This is a genomic window from Ruminococcus sp. XPD3002 (assembly GCA_900119535.1).
GTDB lineage: Bacteria > Bacillota > Clostridia > Oscillospirales > Ruminococcaceae > Ruminococcus > Ruminococcus flavefaciens_H.
Genome location: FPJT01000002.1, coordinates 130,216 through 149,236 on the forward strand (window position 1 = coordinate 130,216; position 19,021 = coordinate 149,236).

The window sequence follows — 19,021 nt, forward strand, 5'->3', positions numbered from 1 at the left end:
ATCTGATAGATCAGTTACCTGTTTTATTATGCGTTCATACCTATCTCGATAGCCTTGAAGTTATTCGGGATAAGGGCAGCCTTTTTAGGAGGAACTACCTTCTCGATAGCCTTCTGCATTGTTTCGAGTGAGCAGATATTAGTCTCCTTAAGGAGTTTTCCGAGGAGGATGATATTTGAACCGCCCTTCAGCTCGTTATCATCAGCAAGCTGCTGTGAAGGGATGCCGAAAAGCTGGATATCAGTTCTGTCAGTCTCAGGCTCGATGAGAGTGCTGTCGAAGAACACCTTTCCGCCTGGTCTTACATCCTTAACGAACTTATCGAATGAAGGCTGGTTCATAGCGATAAGAAGGTCGGGAGTAAGTACGAGAGGTGAACCGATAGGCTCGTCTGAAATACATACGGAACAGTTACATGTACCTCCGCGCATCTCAGGACCGTATGAAGGAAGCCATGAAAGCTCCTTATTGTCCATAAGACCGCAGTAAGCGAGTATCTTACCTGCGAAGAGGATACCCTGTCCGCCGAAGCCTGCAAGGAGGATCTCAGTAGTAGCCATTATTCATTACCTCCTTCTGCGGGGAATACGCCTTCCTCAACGTCCTTGTAAACGCCGAGAGGATAGTATGGGATCATTTCGTCCTGGAGTCTCTTTATAGCCTCTATAGGAGTAAGGCCCCAGTTAGTAGGACAAGTTGAGAGAACCTCTACGATAGAGAAGCCCTTACCTGCCTTCTGGTTCTCGAAAGCCTTGCGGATAGCCTTCTTAGCGTTTCTGATGTGAGGAACGCTGTCTACAGCAACACGCTCAGCGTAAGCAGTACCTGTGAGCTGTGAGAGCATCTCGCATACCTTTACAGGGTAACCTGCAAGCTGTGGGCTTCTTCCGAAAGGAGTTGTCTGAGTTACCTGACCGGGGAGAGTTGTAGGAGCCATCTGTCCGCCTGTCATACCGTAAATTGTATTATTGATGAAGATAACAACGATGTTCTCGCCTCTTGTAGCAACGTGAACTGTCTCGGCAGTACCGATAGCAGCAAGGTCGCCGTCGCCCTGATATGTAAATACGAACTTATCGGGGTTTGTACGCTTAACACCTGTTGCAACAGCAGGAGCACGTCCGTGAGCAGCCTCGATCATATCGCAGTTGAAGTAGTCGTATGCCATAACGGAGCATCCAACAGGACATACTCCGATAGTATCGCCTTCGATACCCATTTCGTCGATAACCTCACAGAGGATCCTGTGAACTATACCGTGTGTACAGCCAGGACAGTAATGTGTAGGTACGTCGATGAGGGACTTAGGTCTTTCAAAAACAACAGCCATTAAAGTGTACCTCCTATCCTCTTGATCTCCTCAAGCACCTCTGTAGGTGTCGGGATAACGCCGCCTGTTCTTCCGTAGAACTCAACAGGCTTTGAGCAGTTGATAGCGAGCTTTATGTCCTCTACCATCTGTCCCATTGACATTTCTACGCTGAGAAGCTTCTTTGCGTTCTTTGCAGCCTCGTTTATCTCCTTTACAGGGAAAGGCCACAGAGTCTTAGGACGGAAGAGACCAGCCTTGATGCCGAGCTCTCTTGCTGAATTTACAGCAGACTTTACAACTCTTGCAGTAGCGCCGAATGCGCAGAGGAGGATATCGCAGTCCTCAGTGAGGTAAAGCTCAGCCTCTGTCTCGGTCTCCTTGATTATATCGTATCTCTTGTAGCGCTCTACGATAGAGTGCTCAAGCTCATCAGGCTTAAGGTAGAGTGAGTTGATGATGTGGTGCTCTCTTGCATTCTTGTGACCGTTTGCAGCCCAGCCGCTCTTATCGTAAGCGTCGGGATTGATCTCAGGGAATGAAACAGGCTCCATCATCTGACCGAGAAGGCCGTCTGCGAGGATCATTGCAGGCATACGGTACTTATCAGCGCGGTCGAAAGCCTTTACAACGTAGTCTACCATTTCCTGAACTGAAGCAGGAGCATATACGAGAAGCTGGAAGTCGCCGTGGCCGAGTGCCTTTGTAGCCTGCCAGTAGTCAGCCTGTGAAGGCTGGATACCGCCGAGTCCCGGGCCGCCTCTCTGTACGTTTATGATAACAGCAGGAAGATCTGAACCTGCGATATAGGATACACCTTCGCTCTTAAGAGAGATTCCGGGTGATGAAGATGAAGTCATAGCTCTTACGCCTGTTGATGCAGCGCCGAGAACCATATTTATAGCAGCAACTTCAGACTCAGCCTGAAGGAATACGCCGCCTGCCTTATGCATACGCTTTGCCATATAAGCGGCAAGCTCTGTCTGTGGAGTTATCGGGTAACCGAAGAAGCATTTACAGCCTGCTCTGATAGCAGCCTCTGCAAGAGCCTCGTTGCCCTTCATAAGATTTCTTTCCAAAGCTTAACAGCTCCTTTCAAATATTGATCGTTTACTTCTCTACTTTGATAGCGCAGTCGGGACACATCATAGCGCACATTGCGCATCCTATACATGCTGAATCATCAGTGCAGACAGCATAGAAATATCCCTTTTTGTTACGCTTTTCCTTCTGCAGAGCAACGATTCCCTTCGGACAGGCAGTCGTACAGAGAGCGCAGCCCTTGCAGCGTTCGGTAATAACCGTCATTTTAGCCATACAATTCCGCTCCTTTCAGATGAGAATGATTTTCCGACGCAAAAAGCGCGGTATATATGAGCCGTTAGCTTTTAGCTGTCAGCCTGCGGCGCAGCGCAAACTGACCTACGCGATAAGCTGATCGCTAAAGGTTAACGGCTGATAAACATAGGTTCAAAGCTCCCAGATGGGCTTTACGTAGATCTTTACGGGAAAAACGTTATCTGCCTTTATGCTGTCCTCAATACCTTCGGGACAGGTCGTAAAAGCAAGTGGGACGCCTGTTTTTTCGGATATGCCTGCGGCGAAATCCGCAGAAGCGTTTATGATATCCGCAGTAGTCTCGCATCCGAGGTTTGTGTTGTTTATGATGGCGGTATGCTTCATACGTGCAGCGGTTTCTATCTCGTACATGAGCTGTACCGTATCCTCAACGGAAGCGGTGAGAGTTCTGCGCTGATTAACGACATAGAGCATATCGATATCGCTGCTGAAAGCAGAAAGAGCTTCGGCATAGCGTCCGAGAGCGACAGCACCTGCATCATCTCCGCCGACGTCTATGATAAGACAATCCTCGCTTACGGCAAGCTGTTCCACGTCAAACTGAATTGAGGGAACGTCCAGATTGCTGTTTGCGAAATCGGGAGCTATCATTTTTATGCCTTTTTCCTCAAACAGCTGCTTAAAATCGGCTGTACGGAAATAAGGGTTTACAAGATCGAGGTCGACTATAGCGGCGGATTTGCCTTCTGCGGCAGCCTTAACAGCAAGATTTACCGAGAAATTGGTCTTTCCGCTTCCGTAGTGACCTGTGATAATGGTGATTTTTTTCATATTGTACCTCAGTTTAAAGTTATTGCAGCAAATATCTGCGGTATTCCTGCCGCTTTGCACTGCCGCAATATCAGAAAGTTCTGCAACTTATATTATATCACATCGGAATAACAATTGCAAGTGCTATTTTATGTTAACATACGAAATCTTTTGCCGCATCGGATAAGCGGATATATATTGACAATCAGGCAAATAAATGATAGAATAAAAGTAGTAAGCATGCATAAAAGCGTGCATAATGAGAGGGGTAATCTATTATGAAGAAAACAAGAAAAGCTGCTGCATTTCTTGCATCAGCAGTACTTGCGCTGACAGGTTCAGCTGCATCACTGCCGATGTCCGCAGCAGAACTCAGCACAGCTGTCGCTGTTGATGACGGAAATGACGACTGGCTCCACGCAGTAGGAAGCCGTCTCTACGACTCGGCAGGCAATGAGGTCTGGCTCACAGGCGCTAACTGGTTCGGTATGAACTGTACGGAGAACGTTCCTCACGGACTCTATGCGAGAGACGTTGATGACATGCTCTCGACTATTGCCGACCACGGTATCAACATCATCCGTTTCCCTATTTCAACAGAGCTGCTGCTCTCATGGATGGACGGCTCTCCGCTTCCTGTAGCTTCTGTACAGGCAAGCTATAATCCTCCCCAGGATGAAGTAGGCGAGGACGGAACCATAACTCCCGCAGGTAAATACGGCAACATCAACCGTGAATTCTGCGAGGCTGACGGCAAGACACTCAAGGATAGCTATGAGATATTCAAGGTAATAATGCAGAAGTGCAAAAAGTACGGCGTTAAGGCTCTTATCGACGTTCACAGCCCTGCATCACACAACTCGGGACATAACTACAACCTGTGGTACTACGAGCCGACTGCTGATGACTGCGACGGCATGGCTACAGGACACTTCTCCAAGAAGGAGATAACATGGGATGACTGGAAGGACTCTATCACATGGCTTGCAGAACAGTATGCAAACGATGATACTATCCTTGCTTACGACCTTAAAAACGAGCCCCACGGCAAGCGCGGCTACAGCGGAAATACTTGCCCTGCAAATATGGCTAAATGGGACGATTCAACTGATAAGAACAACTGGAAATACTCTGCTGAAGAGTGTGCAAAGTCTATCCTTGCAGTAAATCCTCACGCACTTATCCTCGTTGAAGGTATCGAGCAGTCACCTATGATCGGCAAGGGCATAACATGGAACGATCCCGATAAATTCCAGCCTGCAAAGGGCGAGGAAAGATGGTACGGCGCATGGTGGGGCGGAAACCTCCGCGGCGTAAAGGACCTTCCTGTACTTCCCGACTCGGGACAGATAGTTTATTCACCGCACGATTACGGCCCGTCAGTATATGCACAGTCCTGGTTCGACAAGAACTTTGATACCAATACGCTTCTTGATGACTACTGGCGCGAGACATGGGCATATATCAACGAAGACGATATAGCTCCGCTTCTTATCGGTGAGTGGGGCGGTCATATGGATGCTGGCAAGAATCAGAAGTGGATGGAGCTTCTCCGTGACTACATGATATCTCATCACATCAACCATACATTCTGGTGTATCAATCCTAACTCAGGCGATACAGGCGGACTTCTCGATTCTACATTCATGAACTGGGATGCTGACAAGTACGGACTGTTTGAGGAGTCTCTCTGGCAGACATCAGGCGGCAAGTACATCGGTCTCGATCACCAGACTGCACTCGGACAGAACGGTGTTTCGCTTAACCAGTTCTATTCATCTGGAGACAAGAGTAATCTCGACGGCGGCAAGGCAGGAAACGGAACACCTATCATTGCAGACGCAACAAAGCCTGCAACTACTGCTCCCGTAACTACAGCGGCTGTCAATACAACAACAAAGGCTGTAACTACTGTTCCTGTTACTACAGCAGAAAAGTCTGTTGATCCGACAAATGCTGATGTACCAAATTCAGCTGTTGTTTACGGAGATGCTACTCTCGACGGTAATGTCAATCTTTCGGATGCACTTCTGATACTCCAGAACATTGCAAACGCAAGAAAGTATCCTCTTAATGAAGCGGCAGCAAAGAACGCTGACTGCTATAATCCCGGAGACGGCATAACAGGCAAGGACGCTCTTGCTATACAGATGCTTGATGCTAAGCAGATAAGTTCACTTCCATACAAAGAGTAATTTTCAAGGGGCGGATGTCTTATCCGCCCTTTTTGAAAACTGCATTGCTGTCCGATGATGAAAGGAGCTGTGGAAAATGTCCCTTAACAAAGCTATAATTCACGGAAAAGAGCACCGTAAGCAGTATAAGGGCGTTAAAGCCTATGATTCGCAGTGCTGCAACCACGGAAGCTGCGATCGCTGCAAGGGTGGAAGACTGTATCAGTATAACCGGTCATTGGCAGCGGCAGTGCAGAAACTTAATGAGTATGACGAAAGGCATGAGGATGATCCCTCATGCCTTTAAAATTTACGTGGATTTTTACAAATTTTTTCTTTACTCTTGATAAATTATGTGATATAATAAGAGGGACGGAGCTCAGCTCCCACTATTTTCCGAAAGGACGTGTTTTGATGAAGGCGGATAAGTACGCCGTAAACGGCAGTAAAAAGATCGATATAAGAAAACTCCCTACCGACAGCAAGGCTGATAAGGCGGACAAGGAAGAGATATTACAGAAATACGAAGAAAACAAGCGCATTTTAGCCGAGCTTCAGGATAAATACTACGCTGATGCCCATGAGGGACTTATCGTGGTGTTCCAGGCTCTTGACGCTTCAGGCAAGGACTCTGCGATAAAGAATGTGTTCAGCGGCATAAATCCCCAGGGCGTCAGGATACATTCCTATAAGGCTCCGACTTCCGAGGAGCTTGCACATGATTACCTCTGGCGTATCCACCAGAACATCCCGAGACGCGGCGAGATAGTCGTTTTCAACCGCAGCCACTATGAGGACCTTATCACGGTGCAGGTCGAGAATATAAAGCCCCATTACCATATGTCCGAGAGAGTTATCGGCGAATCGGACAAGAAGTTCTTCGAGAAGCGCTATGAACAGGTTAACAACTTCGAGCAGTACCTCTATGAGAACAGCTATCGTGTTGTAAAGATATTCCTGCATATAACCAAGGAGGAGCAGACAGAACAGCTTCTGGAGCGTATCGAGCTGCCGGAGAAGAACTGGAAGTTCCGTTCCGACGATCTTAAGGTCAGGGACAAGTTCGATGCATATCTTGACTGCTTCAACGAGGTTATAAACAAGACCTCTACCAAGCAGAGTCCGTGGTATGTGCTTCCTGGAGATCAGCGCTGGTATACACGCTATCTCATAACCGAGATACTTATCGACGCTCTTAAGGCAAGTGATCCGCAGTACCCCGAGCTTCCCGATGAGGAGAAGGCAAAGCTTGACGAGTGCAGGGAGATACTGAAAGCAGACCTTGAAAAAAAGGATGAGGTAAAGGAAGAAAAGTCCGAAGAACCAAAAAAGAAGAAAAAATCCAAGAAATAATGAAACAGCCATAAATAAGTATAGCTATTCTTTAATGGTGATACTTGTATAGAGGTTTATATGTGAGTTATAGAGGAAAACCCTTTTGAAAATGGTTTTCCTCTATTTCTTTGTAAAGCATTAACTTTAAATTTTCAGCCTTACAGGGTGCTTAGGTAAAACTATGGGGTTAGTTAAACATAGAGGAAGCACCCTGTAAGGCTGAAAATTTGGGGCATAAAGTCTTTGGAAAGGGGTTCGGGGGAGAACCTTTCCTCAGAAAGGTTTCCCCCGATAATACATATAATTCTTCTATATAAGTATCTTTGCTATGGCTGTAGTTTTATCATATGATACAGTTATCAGAGTCCGAGATACTTCTCAAGGCTTCCTGTTCCGCCTGTTGAGAGGAATGAATAGTACTGAAGGACAGCTGTTGCGTCACTTGCGTCTATCTTTCCGTCCTTGATGACCTCGGCAGCCTTTTTCTGCTTGTCGTTGAGACCTATAGGCTCACCTGTTGAGATCCTTGAATATGCAGCAAGTATCTCTGTAGCATCTGATGCGTTTACCTTCTTATCGAGGGTAACGTCGCCGAGCATGAAGTCATCATCGACTGAACCCTTAGCTTCATCTGAGAAAACATAGTTTATAGAATCGGTTATGTTCTCGCCCTTGTCATTGACTATCATAATATCAGTTGGCTTCCATGCTCCGTCGGGATATGCCTTGTCAAGTGTAATGGTTGCGATCTGGAAACCTTCTGTATAGCTTTCTGTTCCTGAGGTAACAGCCCATGCAAATTCATTTGTTTTTGTATTTCCGACAAAAGTCTGAGGATTTGTCCAGCCGAGACCTTCAGAGGCAGATACTACCTTGACATCCTTGCTTATATTGAACTGGTAGCCTGCCATAGAAAGTGACTTTCCGTTGAGAGGACCTGCTGTAACGTTTATGACAGTCTTGCCGTCGGAATTGACAGCCTGTGTGAATGTAATACCCGGCTTTGAAGTGTCTGCTGAAGAGTCAGCCAGAGTTTTGCCGTCGGTACCTGTTACGTAAACGTCCATGATGTTAACGTCGTATGACTTATATTCCTTTTCAGCCTCGTAATTAATAGTAGCGAGGATATCGCCCTTCTTTACGCTCTTTGTATCGCCTGCCTGATTTGCGAAGGCAACTTCCTTGTCGTTACAGTGGAATTCGCCTGTAAAGCCGCTGCCAAGTGATGAAGAAACGTACTTGAGAGCATCAGGTGAATTGATAACGAACTGGAAGCCTGATACATCGAATGTTCCTTCGCTGTCAACAACAGCATTTATAGTTACGTTCTTGCCGCTGACAGTCTTATCGAGGCGTATCTTTAATGCAGCATCTGCTGTTTTAACTGAAGATACGGATAAAGCGTCTACTGATGCAGCGTTTGCAGTCAATGCGCTTACTGCGAATGCACTTCCTGCTGCAGCGAGCTGTAATGCTGCTGCCAGAGCGATGATTTTCTTGAATTTCATGTTAATTCCTCCTTTATGGTCGGATGCGGTGCATCCTTTAGTTTATTATATCACTTAATTGATGCATAGTCAACTCTTTGATGGGAAGCACCAATTATTCTTATTGGAAATCTGCGGTGAAGCTGTCCACCTTTTTCATGTATACGGTCACTGCATAGTCCGAATAATCGCCTTCCATTTTTATCATGCCGTTTTCAAGCGTCAGGAGAGCAGTGTAGCTGTTGGCAGATATTTTCAGCGAATCGCCGACAAACTCGGAATCCATTTTAAGGGTTTTACCATTGGGATCATTATATTTGGAATGAAGCTTTATATCATCGCCGTTTATTTCCAGTGCAAACAGTTCATACATAGGCTTGCCTTTGTAGCTTCTTATTGTGGCAAGTCCGCTGATAACAGCCTTTTCGCCTTCCCACTTGCCGTTGAACTTCTCGTTTTCCGTTCCTCCGATGAAGCCTGTATAGCCGTTCTGACCGCCTGTTGCAAGATAGGAGTAGTATTGCAGTATCATGGTAGCATCGGAAGCATCCAGTTTACCGTCGCCCGTCAGGTCTCCCGCAGTTTCCTGAGCTGCGGAAAGCAGGGAGTGCGAACCTGTTGAAAGTCGGGAGTAGGTTATAAGCACCTCTGTGGCATCCGAAGAATCGACCTTGCCGTCGAGGTTCACATCGCCGTAGTTAATATCGGCAGCAGATGCCGATGCAGGCATATATGCACCGAATGACATGCAGACAGCAAGTAAAAGAGCAGCTGCCGTATGTTTCCTTTTCATATTTTTCCTCCTAACATAGCAGTAATGCAAATAAACCGCTATCATACCTTGATTGTATCACATTACATTTAATTAATCTACGCATATATTGTTAACAATGTTCAATTGTTCCGTTTTCAGGCGAAATGTTATTGTTTTTTAGTCCAGCTGATATCCGAAATGGTAACGTCGTGAGCACCGACAGCTGCGGCATTTCCGATATTTCCAAGCTGGAACTTGATATCGGCGGACATATCTCCCGTGAAAGTGATATCATAGCTGTATGCGGTGTCAGCGGCGCTGACGCTTACTTTTTCGTCAAGGTAACGGGTGTAGGCGCTGTCCTCGATGGTAACTATCATGTCACGTTCTGCGGTAGAAGATGCACGGAAGCTGAGGTTCCATGTTTCGCCTGCGTGGACATCCTGAGCGCGGATAAGTCCCATAACGCCGTATTCAAGGCTTCCCACATTGCCGATGCTTACAACTGAACAGCCGTCCTTGTTGGTGAGCCCTGCATCCGAACCTTCGGTGTAGAGTTCAAGCGAGCGTGAGGTCTGAACTGTAGGTGCAAAGTCCGAACCGTCCTTGCTGTATACGCGGACGTAATCGATATCGAAACAGCGCTCGCCGTCTGCGAATGTAGCAGGATCACCGTAGATACCGTCAATGCCGTCGAAGTGACCTCCTACTGCAAGGTTGAGGATAATATAGAAATTCTGGTCGAACGGTGCAGGGTACTTCCTGTTTACGGAGTACCAGTCGGACTGTGTGCTGTAGAGAGTATCATCCACATACCAGCGCATCTCACTGCTGTCCCACTCTATGGAGTAGGTGTGCCAGTTTTCGGTGGAATTGCCCTCGGGGAAGATGTAGTCGTTGGTGAGGTATGTGTTATTTGGCCATACGTCGCCGAAATGGATAGTGCCGCAGATCTTGTCGGGAGTGCTTCCCCAGCCCTCCATAATATCTATCTCGCCCGAAGCCGCCCATGTACCGTAAACGCTGTCCTCGGGAAGCATCCATATCGCAGGCCAGAGGGACTTGCCCGAGTCGCACTTAGCCCTGACTTCTATACGTCCGCCGCATACAGAGAACTTGTTCTGAGTGCTAAGACGTCCCGAGGTGTATTCGTAGTTTCCCTGAACGGGATCGGACCAGTTCTCGTGACGTGCAGCGATAGTTAGGACGCCGTCTTTTACGGTGGTATTGCAGTCGGTGTAGAATTCCTGTTCGTTGTTGCCCCAGCCGCCTGTTATGTAGTTTCCTGCGGCATCGAGCTTCCAGTTGCCAAGCTCGTAGGACCACTTGGACATATCCAGCGAATCACCGTCGAATTCGTCGCTCCACTGAAGGGTGTAGCCGTTTCCGTCGGAGGGACGGCAGAACAGAAAGTCCTCCAGTTTTTTCATTGCTTTTTCGTTTCCTGAGTTCCTTGCGCCGATCATGTCGAAGGTGCTGACTATACCGTCACCGGAATAGTCCATATCAACGGCACAAAGCGCATTCAGGCTCATGCTGCCGAGAAGTGTCAGTACCGCAGAAGCACATGCGGTCAATTTTTTTATATTCATGGTCTTCCTCCGTAAAAGTCCTGTTTTTTCATTATCATGTTGCATCTGCCCCACTTTTCATCGCCGAAGGGAAATGCTTCGGGAGTTGTATGCCTTTCGGTGAAGCCTGCACTTTCATAGCACTTTCTTGCTCTTTCGTTTGAGGTGAATACATTGAGCTGTACAGCGTCGGCTTTCAGCATACTGAAGCAGTATTCAGCGGCAAGCCTTACCATTTTCCTTCCGTAGCCATTGCCTCGCTGAGCGGGATCGATCATGACAAATGCAAGCATAGCCTCGTTGCTTTCGGGATTTATGGAACAGCATATAAAGCCGACTATAGTTCCGTCGTCGGCAGTTGCCACGAATGGACAGTCACCGTATTTCTGGTATATAAAGTCGAGAAAATCGGCGAAAGCCGTCTTTTCAAGGGGGTAAGGAGCGTGATTTGCACTCCACATTGCGTGAGTTCTCTCATCGGTTATCCAGTTTTTTATGTAATCGAAATCTGCGGATAATATAAATGGTCTGAGCCGCATAATAAACCTCCTTTGTAACTCTGTGTTAAGGTCATTTTAGCATAAGCTCCGTATTTTGTCAACATAAATGCATATGAAAAATAAGAGGAAAAACGTATCAGTAAAGGCGAAAAAAAGACGTTTCCGCCGCAGTGGCAGAAACGTCCTTCAGAAAAATCTTTGTTGCGGACCATAAGGTCCATACAGTTATATGAGATTGTAAGTATCAGCCGATCAAGCCTTGTTAACGCTTCCGAAGAGTTCCATCTTCTCCTTGACCTTAGCCTTGATTGCCTCAACGCCGGGAGCAAGAAGCTTTCTTGGATCGAAGCCCTTACCCTGCTGATCCTTGCCTGCTTCAATATAGCCTCTTGTAGCCTCTGCGAATACGAGCTGGCACTCTGTGTTAACGTTGATCTTAGCAACGCCGAGAGAGATAGCCTTTGTGATCTGATCGTCAGGGATACCTGTACCGCCGTGGAGAACGAGTGGCATCTCGCCAACAGTCTTGTTGATTGCTTCGAGAGTATCAAAGCTGAGGCCTTCCCAGTTTGCAGGATATACACCGTGGATGTTACCGATACCTGCTGCGAGGAAGTCTACGCCGAGATCAGCGATCTGCTTGCACTCCTGAGGATCAGCGCACTCGCCCTTACCGATAACGCCGTCTTCCTCACCGCCGATAGCGCCGACCTCTGCCTCGATAGAAAGGCCGAGACCGTGAGCAACGTTTACGAGCTCTGTAGTCTTAGCAACGTTCTCGTCGATCGGGAAGTGTGAGCCGTCGAACATGATAGAAGTAAATCCAGCCTTGATGCACTTGTAGCAGCCCTCATATGAGCCGTGATCGAGGTGAAGAGCAACCGGAACAGTGATGCCGAGAGACTTGTCCATAGCAGCAACCATAGCAGCAACTGTCTCGAAGCCGCACATATACTTGCCTGCGCCCTCAGAAACACCGAGGATAACAGGGGAATTGAGTTCCTGAGCAGTGAGAAGGATAGCCTTTGTCCACTCGAGGTTGTTGATGTTGAACTGACCTACTGCATACTTGCCAGCTCTTGCTTTCTGAAGCATTTCTGTAGCTGAAACTAACATAAAAAAGATTCCTCCATATTTTTCAGTATAAGGCAGATAAAGCCCTATCGTTAACATTGTAACATACTTTTACTGAAATTGCAAGGGGTTATGATAAATTTAGCAAAAAGTGCAACAAAACACAAAAAGGACGCAAAAACGTCCTTTTTGAAAAAACTATATTTTTATCATTTCTCCGCCGCAGGAAGGACAGTTATCTTCGCCGGCTTTAACGAGATGTCCGCATGAAGGACACCTTATAAGGTTCTGTTTATAGAGCTTGCGCTGCATAACGAGATCGTTGTTGCATTTAAGGCAAGTCCGCTGAGTTCTTGATATCTCCATGCCGCACTTGAAGCAGATAAGCTTCTTATCGGGGGAGTTATCCTGCTTTGCCGGATCGTTTCTGTGGAGCATATTGCGGACAGTCAGAGCAATTCCCACAATGACAACGATGATGCCGACCACTATCAGGACGTTTGAGATGTTGATTATCTTCTGTGCCTGAGCGAGATCATGGTCAAAGTAATCGGTGCCGTTTCCGTAGGCTTTTGCGTCTTCGATGAGAGTCAGCCTCGATTCTTTCACGAAGTATCCGCTGAATGAGATCATTAAACCTGCTATTATAATAATTATCGACATAAGATCACCTCAATAATATTATAGCTCTTATTGTGCATAGTGTCAACTGCTTTTAATACAAGGAGAATATTTTTGTCTAATCCTTATAATGGAAAATTCGGTTTTTTGTGTGTAGTTGCTAACCGTTAAGCTAAATAATAAGAAAAAACCGTACACATAAGTGTACGGCCTTTTCCATTTTATGAAGAGTTGTGTGAAAAGCTTATTTTATGATGCTTCTTGTATCACCATATTGAAGTCTGCTGATTTATCAGTGAGTAGCTTCCGTTGCAATCGAAGGCGTTGAACTTGATGCCCATGTATGTTGCATCGTCTAAAGTAAGATTGATACCGCAATCAAGCAGTCCTGCAACAGCGCTTTTGATATCGACCTTTCTGCTGACTGTTTCTGAATCCGGATAATACCTATTGGGCGAAGAAAGCAGGATATATCTTGTTAATCTGTTCGCCGCTGTAGTGGGATATTTTGTTTTTTCCTTGTAGACTGTATAAGTTTCGGTCTTAACTTTGATTGTACCTATCTTATCGGAATTTTCCGTAGGATTCCAGCCGCTGTAGTAATCTATTATATCAACTTCAGCCTGCTTGTTTTGGAAAAGAAGCTGAACACCCAGATTCCATATGCTTGAAGAAGGTGCATCGACCGCAGCAGTGTATTCATAATCGACCAAAGCCCTGTGATTTAGCCCTAATTCTTCGATATTTTGACCTGATGTAAATACAACATCGCTGTCAGAGTTCCATACGCCTCTCATGAGACCGCCGTGTTCGCCGAATCCGACCTTGACATCAGTATCGGTTCTGTAGCCTTTGTCTGCGAAAGCTTCAAAGATAAAACCATCAGCCTCGCCCTTTAAAGTGCCGTTAACATCCTGCATCTCGAATTCGGAATTGATCGTTTCAACGCTCTTTTTCTCGGTTATAAATGTTTTTGTGAGCTCGAGTGTTCCCGAACCGTTATCGGCATAAGCTGTAGCTGTAACTGTGTTTAACTTTCCGAGTTCTACTTCTTCAAATTTTGAAGCGGCTTTCAGGAAAGCGTTGATATTGATCTTGTCTGAGTAGAGAGTGTTGTAATTTTCAACTGAAGTGTGAGCAGAGCTTGATACACAGCTGTAGATGATGTGTGAACCGTCGCCCTGTTTTACGTATAACTTGTAGAGAGCGTTGTCCACAAAGATATCGCCTATGTATTTGCCGAAGTCGATGTTACCGCCATAGTGTTCGATAATATCGAATTCTGCATCGGGTTCAAAGAATACAGCTGTAGCACCTAATGCGAAACCGCCGCGGCTCTTGATATAGCAATCATATTCAACGGTGAAGTCGTTTATTACGGGATAGGTCTGGCTTTCTATATGCTTGCATGAATCGAAGAAAGCCTGATGCTTTGTATCCCATTCGCCCTTGATCTGTTGACCGTCATATCCGAAACCTCCGCTGACTTTGTCAGTCTCATCCGAATTGAGAGGACGGTATATTGATGCTGTATAATCGTAGGATTCGAGCTTTTGTATCGTTTTGATATCTACCATTTCTTCAACGTTGGTGAGCTGTTCGGGTTCTTCAGGCTTATCCAGCTTGTTGAAAGGGATGCCGTTTATGATTATATCATTCTTTTTGATGTATGCATCTCCGCCTTCGCTGTTTAAAGCTTCAACGCAGAGAGAAACATCGATAAACTGACCGATATCGCATTTTGCAATCTCGGACATAAGAGTAAGGCAATCGGTAACATTCACTGTACCTGAAATATAGTTGCGATTTTCCTGATCCAGCAGTCCGTCGCGGTTTACGCATACATATCTGTGGACAGTAGGTGAGGAAGTGGCAATTGTGTGGTATACATCATAGGTCTTGCCGTTTGAAGTGAAAGCACCGAGATTCTTGTATTTCTCAGTGGAATACATGCTGTTATCGGTAAGTCCCTCGACTATATACCATTCGATGTAAGGATTCTTGCACCAGCCGTATACAGAGACTGAAGCGCCGCCGTGAGCTTCAAGCTCAGCGTCATAGTCCACGAGGATGTCACCTGTACTGAGGTCGAATTTACTTGGTCTTTCCGCCATTTCCGACATAAACAAAGCGTTATCTGTATCGATCCAGTTGCACATGTATGCGCCATCACGTTCAGAATACCAAGGGATGATCTCGGCGGTATCGTTCTGATCCTGATTCCATATACGGTAAGCGTATCCGTTTTTGACTTCCTGACTGCTATACTCGAGATTTGGTTCTAAAGCTGTAACAGTAGTTACAGTGGTGGTTACAGCAGGCTTTGAAGCGGTAGTTCTCGGAACTTCGGTACCTATTGGCTCTACATATGTGTCCACAAGGCGGTCTGTTTTTCCTGTAACGAATTTTGCAAGTCGGAGAAGGTCGTTTATTCTTACCTTTCCGTCGCCGTCGATGTCGGCTTCTGAAACAGCTTTCTCGTCGCCGAGTATCTTTGCGATCTCTTTGCGGAACAGTACAACGTCGAAAACGTTTACCTTCTTGTCGCCGTTTATATCGCCTTTTATAACGTCCTTGCCGCCGTCTATGATGATGTCATTCTTTGTGATACTGAATTTTCCGCTTTCTGCGTTAAAAGCCTCGATGCAGGTGTTTACGGAATAAAGCGGTATATCAACGTCCAGACCGCATTTCTTCCACGCCTTCATATGATCGTTGATACAGATATTTCCGCTTGCGGAAACCTGACCATCGGATATGGGGTTGACTCTTCTTATGCTCCAGTACTGAACGATAGGCGGAGCGCCGGGAGAAGAATATATCTGGGTTTTATAAATATCGTAAGTGTTGCCGTTGGAGTCGAGTGAACCCATAGGCTTTGCATCCTTTGAAGGCAGTGTCCAGTTGCTTCTGCCGTCTATAATGAACCATTCAGTCTGAGAAGATACAGAATCCTGTTTTTCAAACAATCCATAAGCTCCGTAGATAAAGGAATTAGTGACGTTCTTCGTGGAATAGACAGCTGAATCGGCGTCTATATCGACTGCGTAATCAATATTGATCCTGCCGATATCACTGTATGTCTTACCCTGTTCTACGAACTCTTTTCCGACTGCCATGAAAGCATCGGTTATATTATCCCACGAACCTTTCAGAGTTCCCTGACTGCCTTTTTCGTACTTCAGACCTTTCAGATCATTGTCGCTGAAAAGTCTGTAATTATAGCCGTCATATTCAAAGTTATCGGTCAGTGATGCGGCTGCCTGAGCGGTTATTGTTTCTGATGCAGGAATGTATGGCAGTGCGCCGCCGAAAACACATAACGATGCAGTGATAAAGCTTAGCAATTGTTTTTTCATATTCATCCTCCTTCTGTTGTAAAACGTTAATGCAGAATGACCTTAACGTCCCGTCAGACTGCGCTTATACTATTATTATATGGGACACTGCTTAAATAATCAAGACAATTCTTGCTTAAAGGAATGTCAAAACGCTCAATTATTGCGGTGAATTGTTACAATTTGTCATTTATAGCGATGAAAAAGCCGCACCCGAAAGAGTGCGGCTTATCTGATTTGTCCCTTACAAGTTATAAAGTTATCCGATCATACGGAAATGTATTCAATGCAGTCCTCCAAAAAGTGTGCAGATAAGGACTGCTTAAAAGTAGATATCACGCTTTGAACAGATTCTTCATGTAGTTGTAGAACAGAGGCTTTCCGACAATTGCGTCGTGACCTGCGCCCGGAACAGAGAACCAGTAGTGGTCTACACCGTTCTTCTCGAACTTCTGGTGATACTGCTCAGGGAAAGTTCCTACAACAAAGTCATTTGTTCCGCCGCCGATCATAAGGATGTACGGCTCCTTGCCTGACGGGAATCTGAAGTCTGAATCGCCCATTACCTTGCCGCTGAGATCATAGCTTCCACGGTGGTTGAGGAATGAATCCTGACACGGGAAGATACCGGGGGCAGGTGATGAAGCGCAGATATAACCGATCTTATCGGGAACCATAAGTCCGCAGTAGAGTGATTCTCTTCCGCCCATTGAGAAGCCTGCGATAGCAGTATTCTCACGTCCCTCGGCTACTGAATAGTGCTCGGACATATAAGGCATAAGGCTCTCTGTAAGATCGTATACGAAATCGTCATAATGATCCATACCGGCCTGAGTTATAGAACCTCTTTCGGATGCGGGATCTGTGTACATCTGTGGGAATACGATGATGAATGGCTTTACCTCGCCTGATTCGATAAGAGCGGTAGCCATCTGACGAATATCCCAGCCTGAAGCGAGCATATCGTCCTCGCCGCCGCCTACACCATGATTCATGTAAAGCACAGGATATTTCTGGCTTTCTGAATAGTTCGGAGGCAGCCAAATATTTGCAGGCTTTTCACGGTTAGCCTTCTTTGAGAAATACTTGATCTTTGATGTTTTGCCCTTGTCGGAAGCGCTTCCGATATTTCCGGGAACATCCTTTGTGAAGTTGGATTTTACTAATTCCATATACTCCTTAGCAGAGCTTATGCTTCCTGAGGAAGGTGTGCTTGGTGTGCTTGGCGTGTCGTTATTATTGTTGGTTGGAGGCTGCTGCTGCTGCTGTGTACGCTCAGGGAATTTATTTATCTTTCCGAATATGAATTCCTGAAGAGTTACGATATCAGCTATTTCATAGCTTCCGTTGCCGTTTGTATCAGCTTCTTCTGTTGACTGTGCTCCTGCCATTGTCTTTAATAGGAGACTTCTTGCAGCGAGAACGTCAAAGGTATTTACCTTGCCGTCACCGTTGATATCGCCTATGATAACGTTTGACTGCGGCTGAGCCGGCTGAGGAGCCTGTGTAGGTGCCTCGGTAGCAGGCTGAGGTGCAGGATCGTTTCCCGGGAAAGTCCAGTTGCCCGGGAAGGTCCAGCCGTTTTCGCCATTGCCCGGGAAGGTCCAGTTGCCCGGCATCTGCCAGCCGGGATTGTTTGTATTGCTGTTTCCGGGAGTTTCGTTGTTGTTGCCCGGAGTTTCATTGTTGTTGCCGGTTTCGGGAGTTGTAGTGCTTGGTGAAGGACTTCCGCCCATAGTAAGAGCGTTCTTCTTTACCTTAGCTTCGCCGTTGGACATGTATCCCTCAATGTTAAGAGAAACTTCCCAGAGAGTACCGCTCATATCAAGATTTGCTTTTTCCCAGGCTGCAAAATGATCTGAAACGGTTACAGTGCCCTTGAGATTTGTCTGAGAGTAAGCCCTTGCAGGGTTTGTTGTGTTGACGCTCCAATACTGATCGAAGGTCTCTGTACCGTGGATAGAAGGCTGATTGACTCTTGTGGACTTATAGACGTTATAAGTCTTTCCGTCAAGGCTGAGAGTAGCCAGTCCGCCGCCCTGCTCTCCGGGTGGTCTCCAGTCGCCCCATGCTTCTACAATATAGTATTCTACAGTAGGATTCTCTGTCCAGCCGTACACACACATGTAGGAGTTGCCGTTCGGTGTGTAATCAACATCGTAATCAATGGTAATCTTGCCGTAAGTCTTGTAATTTTGCTTGTCTGTGAGCTTTTTTCCTGTACGGAATAAGCAGTTCTGAATACCGTTCCATGAGCATGAAAAGGCACCGCCTGTGCCGAGATCCATGGTGGTATTTCCCTGACCGCCCTGGTTCCACATTTCCCAGTCATAACCGTCAGAAGTTTTGCCCTTATCCTGCTCGACACCGGCCGATGCAGGAATTGCAGGAACACTGAGCGCACAAACCGCAGCCGCCAGTGAACCTGTTAACAGACATCTTAACTTCCTGTTCATTTGAATTCCTCCTTTTGGATTAATTGAATAGAATAGATGCCCGTTTCCCCTTTTATATTTCTTTAAATATATTATATTTCTGAATTATGAATTATGCAAGTCATTGTTTGTGAGATGTGGTGTGCAAATGTGCAAAAATTGCGGCATTAGCCGAAACTGGGCGTTTCTTGCTATTAAAAACAAATATTATATCATAATTTAAGTATGGTCATCAACCCACAAAGTGAAGATTTGGTGGACAATCTGAATACCAATCTTTTTAACAGAAAAAAGCCATAAAGACGTTCTTCGTC

Annotated in this window: 16 protein-coding genes; 3 read left to right on the forward strand and 13 right to left on the reverse strand. The window is 46.1% G+C overall.

Features of this window, described 5'->3' with window-relative positions; translation table 11 throughout:
* Positions 1-26 precede the first annotated feature (26 nt).
* From BT127_RS02015 to BT127_RS02035, 5 genes are all read right to left on the reverse strand, one after another.
* Positions 27-560: a 2-oxoacid:ferredoxin oxidoreductase subunit gamma family protein gene (locus BT127_RS02015; RefSeq protein ID WP_075423361.1), complete on the reverse strand. Its 534-nt coding sequence runs from the start codon at positions 558-560 to the stop codon at positions 27-29.
* Positions 560-1,330: a thiamine pyrophosphate-dependent enzyme gene (locus BT127_RS02020; RefSeq protein WP_075423362.1), complete on the reverse strand. Its 771-nt coding sequence runs from the start codon at positions 1,328-1,330 to the stop codon at positions 560-562. The genes BT127_RS02015 and BT127_RS02020 overlap by 1 nt, the downstream gene beginning before the upstream one ends.
* Positions 1,330-2,373 carry a 3-methyl-2-oxobutanoate dehydrogenase subunit VorB gene (locus BT127_RS02025; RefSeq protein WP_075423554.1) on the reverse strand — a complete coding sequence of 348 codons (1,044 nt, stop codon included), beginning with the start codon at positions 2,371-2,373 and terminating at the stop codon, positions 1,330-1,332. The genes BT127_RS02020 and BT127_RS02025 overlap by 1 nt, the downstream gene beginning before the upstream one ends.
* A gap of 46 nt (positions 2,374-2,419) precedes the next feature.
* The gene (locus BT127_RS02030) at positions 2,420-2,626 is read right to left on the reverse strand and encodes a 4Fe-4S dicluster domain-containing protein (protein ID WP_075423363.1); all 207 of its coding nucleotides are present in this window, start codon (positions 2,624-2,626) and stop codon (positions 2,420-2,422) included.
* A 153-nt stretch (positions 2,627-2,779) separates the two neighbouring features.
* A complete protein-coding gene (locus BT127_RS02035) occupies positions 2,780-3,439 on the reverse strand; it encodes a cobalamin biosynthesis protein CobQ (protein ID WP_075423364.1) in 660 nt (219 codons plus the stop codon).
* 257 nt (positions 3,440-3,696) lie between these two features.
* Here BT127_RS02035 and BT127_RS02040 point away from each other — a divergent pair, with 257 nt between their 5' ends.
* The 3 genes from BT127_RS02040 (at position 3,697) to BT127_RS02050 (ending at position 6,945) form a co-directional block, all read left to right on the forward strand.
* A complete protein-coding gene (locus BT127_RS02040) occupies positions 3,697-5,613 on the forward strand; it encodes a cellulase family glycosylhydrolase (protein ID WP_075423365.1) in 1,917 nt (638 codons plus the stop codon).
* A 76-nt stretch (positions 5,614-5,689) separates the two neighbouring features.
* Positions 5,690-5,899, forward strand: a complete 210-nt coding sequence (locus tag BT127_RS02045; protein WP_075423366.1) for a hypothetical protein — start codon at positions 5,690-5,692, stop codon at positions 5,897-5,899.
* 107 nt (positions 5,900-6,006) lie between these two features.
* On the forward strand, positions 6,007-6,945 hold the full coding sequence (locus tag BT127_RS02050) for a PPK2 family polyphosphate kinase (protein ID WP_075423367.1): 939 nt from the start codon (positions 6,007-6,009) through the stop codon (positions 6,943-6,945).
* Between the two features lie 341 nt (positions 6,946-7,286).
* On the opposite strand, the gene BT127_RS16175 is transcribed toward BT127_RS02050, so the two are convergent.
* From BT127_RS16175 to BT127_RS02090, 8 genes are all read right to left on the reverse strand, one after another.
* The gene (locus BT127_RS16175; RefSeq protein WP_082334859.1) at positions 7,287-8,435 is read right to left on the reverse strand and encodes a dockerin type I domain-containing protein; all 1,149 of its coding nucleotides are present in this window, start codon (positions 8,433-8,435) and stop codon (positions 7,287-7,289) included.
* Between the two features lie 100 nt (positions 8,436-8,535).
* Positions 8,536-9,207 carry a dockerin type I domain-containing protein gene (locus BT127_RS02060; protein ID WP_075423368.1) on the reverse strand — a complete coding sequence of 224 codons (672 nt, stop codon included), beginning with the start codon at positions 9,205-9,207 and terminating at the stop codon, positions 8,536-8,538.
* 128 nt (positions 9,208-9,335) lie between these two features.
* Positions 9,336-10,760, reverse strand: coding sequence for a glycoside hydrolase family 16 protein (locus BT127_RS02065; protein WP_075423369.1), 1,425 nt, complete (start codon positions 10,758-10,760; stop codon positions 9,336-9,338).
* Positions 10,757-11,278, reverse strand: a complete 522-nt coding sequence (locus BT127_RS02070) for a GNAT family N-acetyltransferase (RefSeq protein ID WP_075423370.1) — start codon at positions 11,276-11,278, stop codon at positions 10,757-10,759. The genes BT127_RS02065 and BT127_RS02070 overlap by 4 nt, the downstream gene beginning before the upstream one ends.
* A 213-nt stretch (positions 11,279-11,491) precedes the next feature.
* Positions 11,492-12,355: a class II fructose-1,6-bisphosphate aldolase gene (gene fba / locus BT127_RS02075; RefSeq protein ID WP_075423371.1), complete on the reverse strand. Its 864-nt coding sequence runs from the start codon at positions 12,353-12,355 to the stop codon at positions 11,492-11,494.
* A 156-nt stretch (positions 12,356-12,511) separates the two neighbouring features.
* Positions 12,512-12,976 (reverse strand): double zinc ribbon domain-containing protein, encoded by a 465-nt coding sequence (locus tag BT127_RS02080; RefSeq protein WP_082334861.1) that lies wholly within the window; start codon positions 12,974-12,976, stop codon positions 12,512-12,514.
* Between the two features lie 224 nt (positions 12,977-13,200).
* Complete coding sequence (locus BT127_RS02085) at positions 13,201-16,293, reverse strand: glycoside hydrolase family 11 protein (RefSeq protein ID WP_075423373.1); 3,093 nt, start codon at positions 16,291-16,293, stop codon at positions 13,201-13,203.
* A 314-nt stretch (positions 16,294-16,607) separates the two neighbouring features.
* Positions 16,608-18,728: a glycoside hydrolase family 11 protein gene (locus BT127_RS02090; RefSeq protein ID WP_075423374.1), complete on the reverse strand. Its 2,121-nt coding sequence runs from the start codon at positions 18,726-18,728 to the stop codon at positions 16,608-16,610.
* Positions 18,729-19,021: the final 293 nt, after the last annotated feature.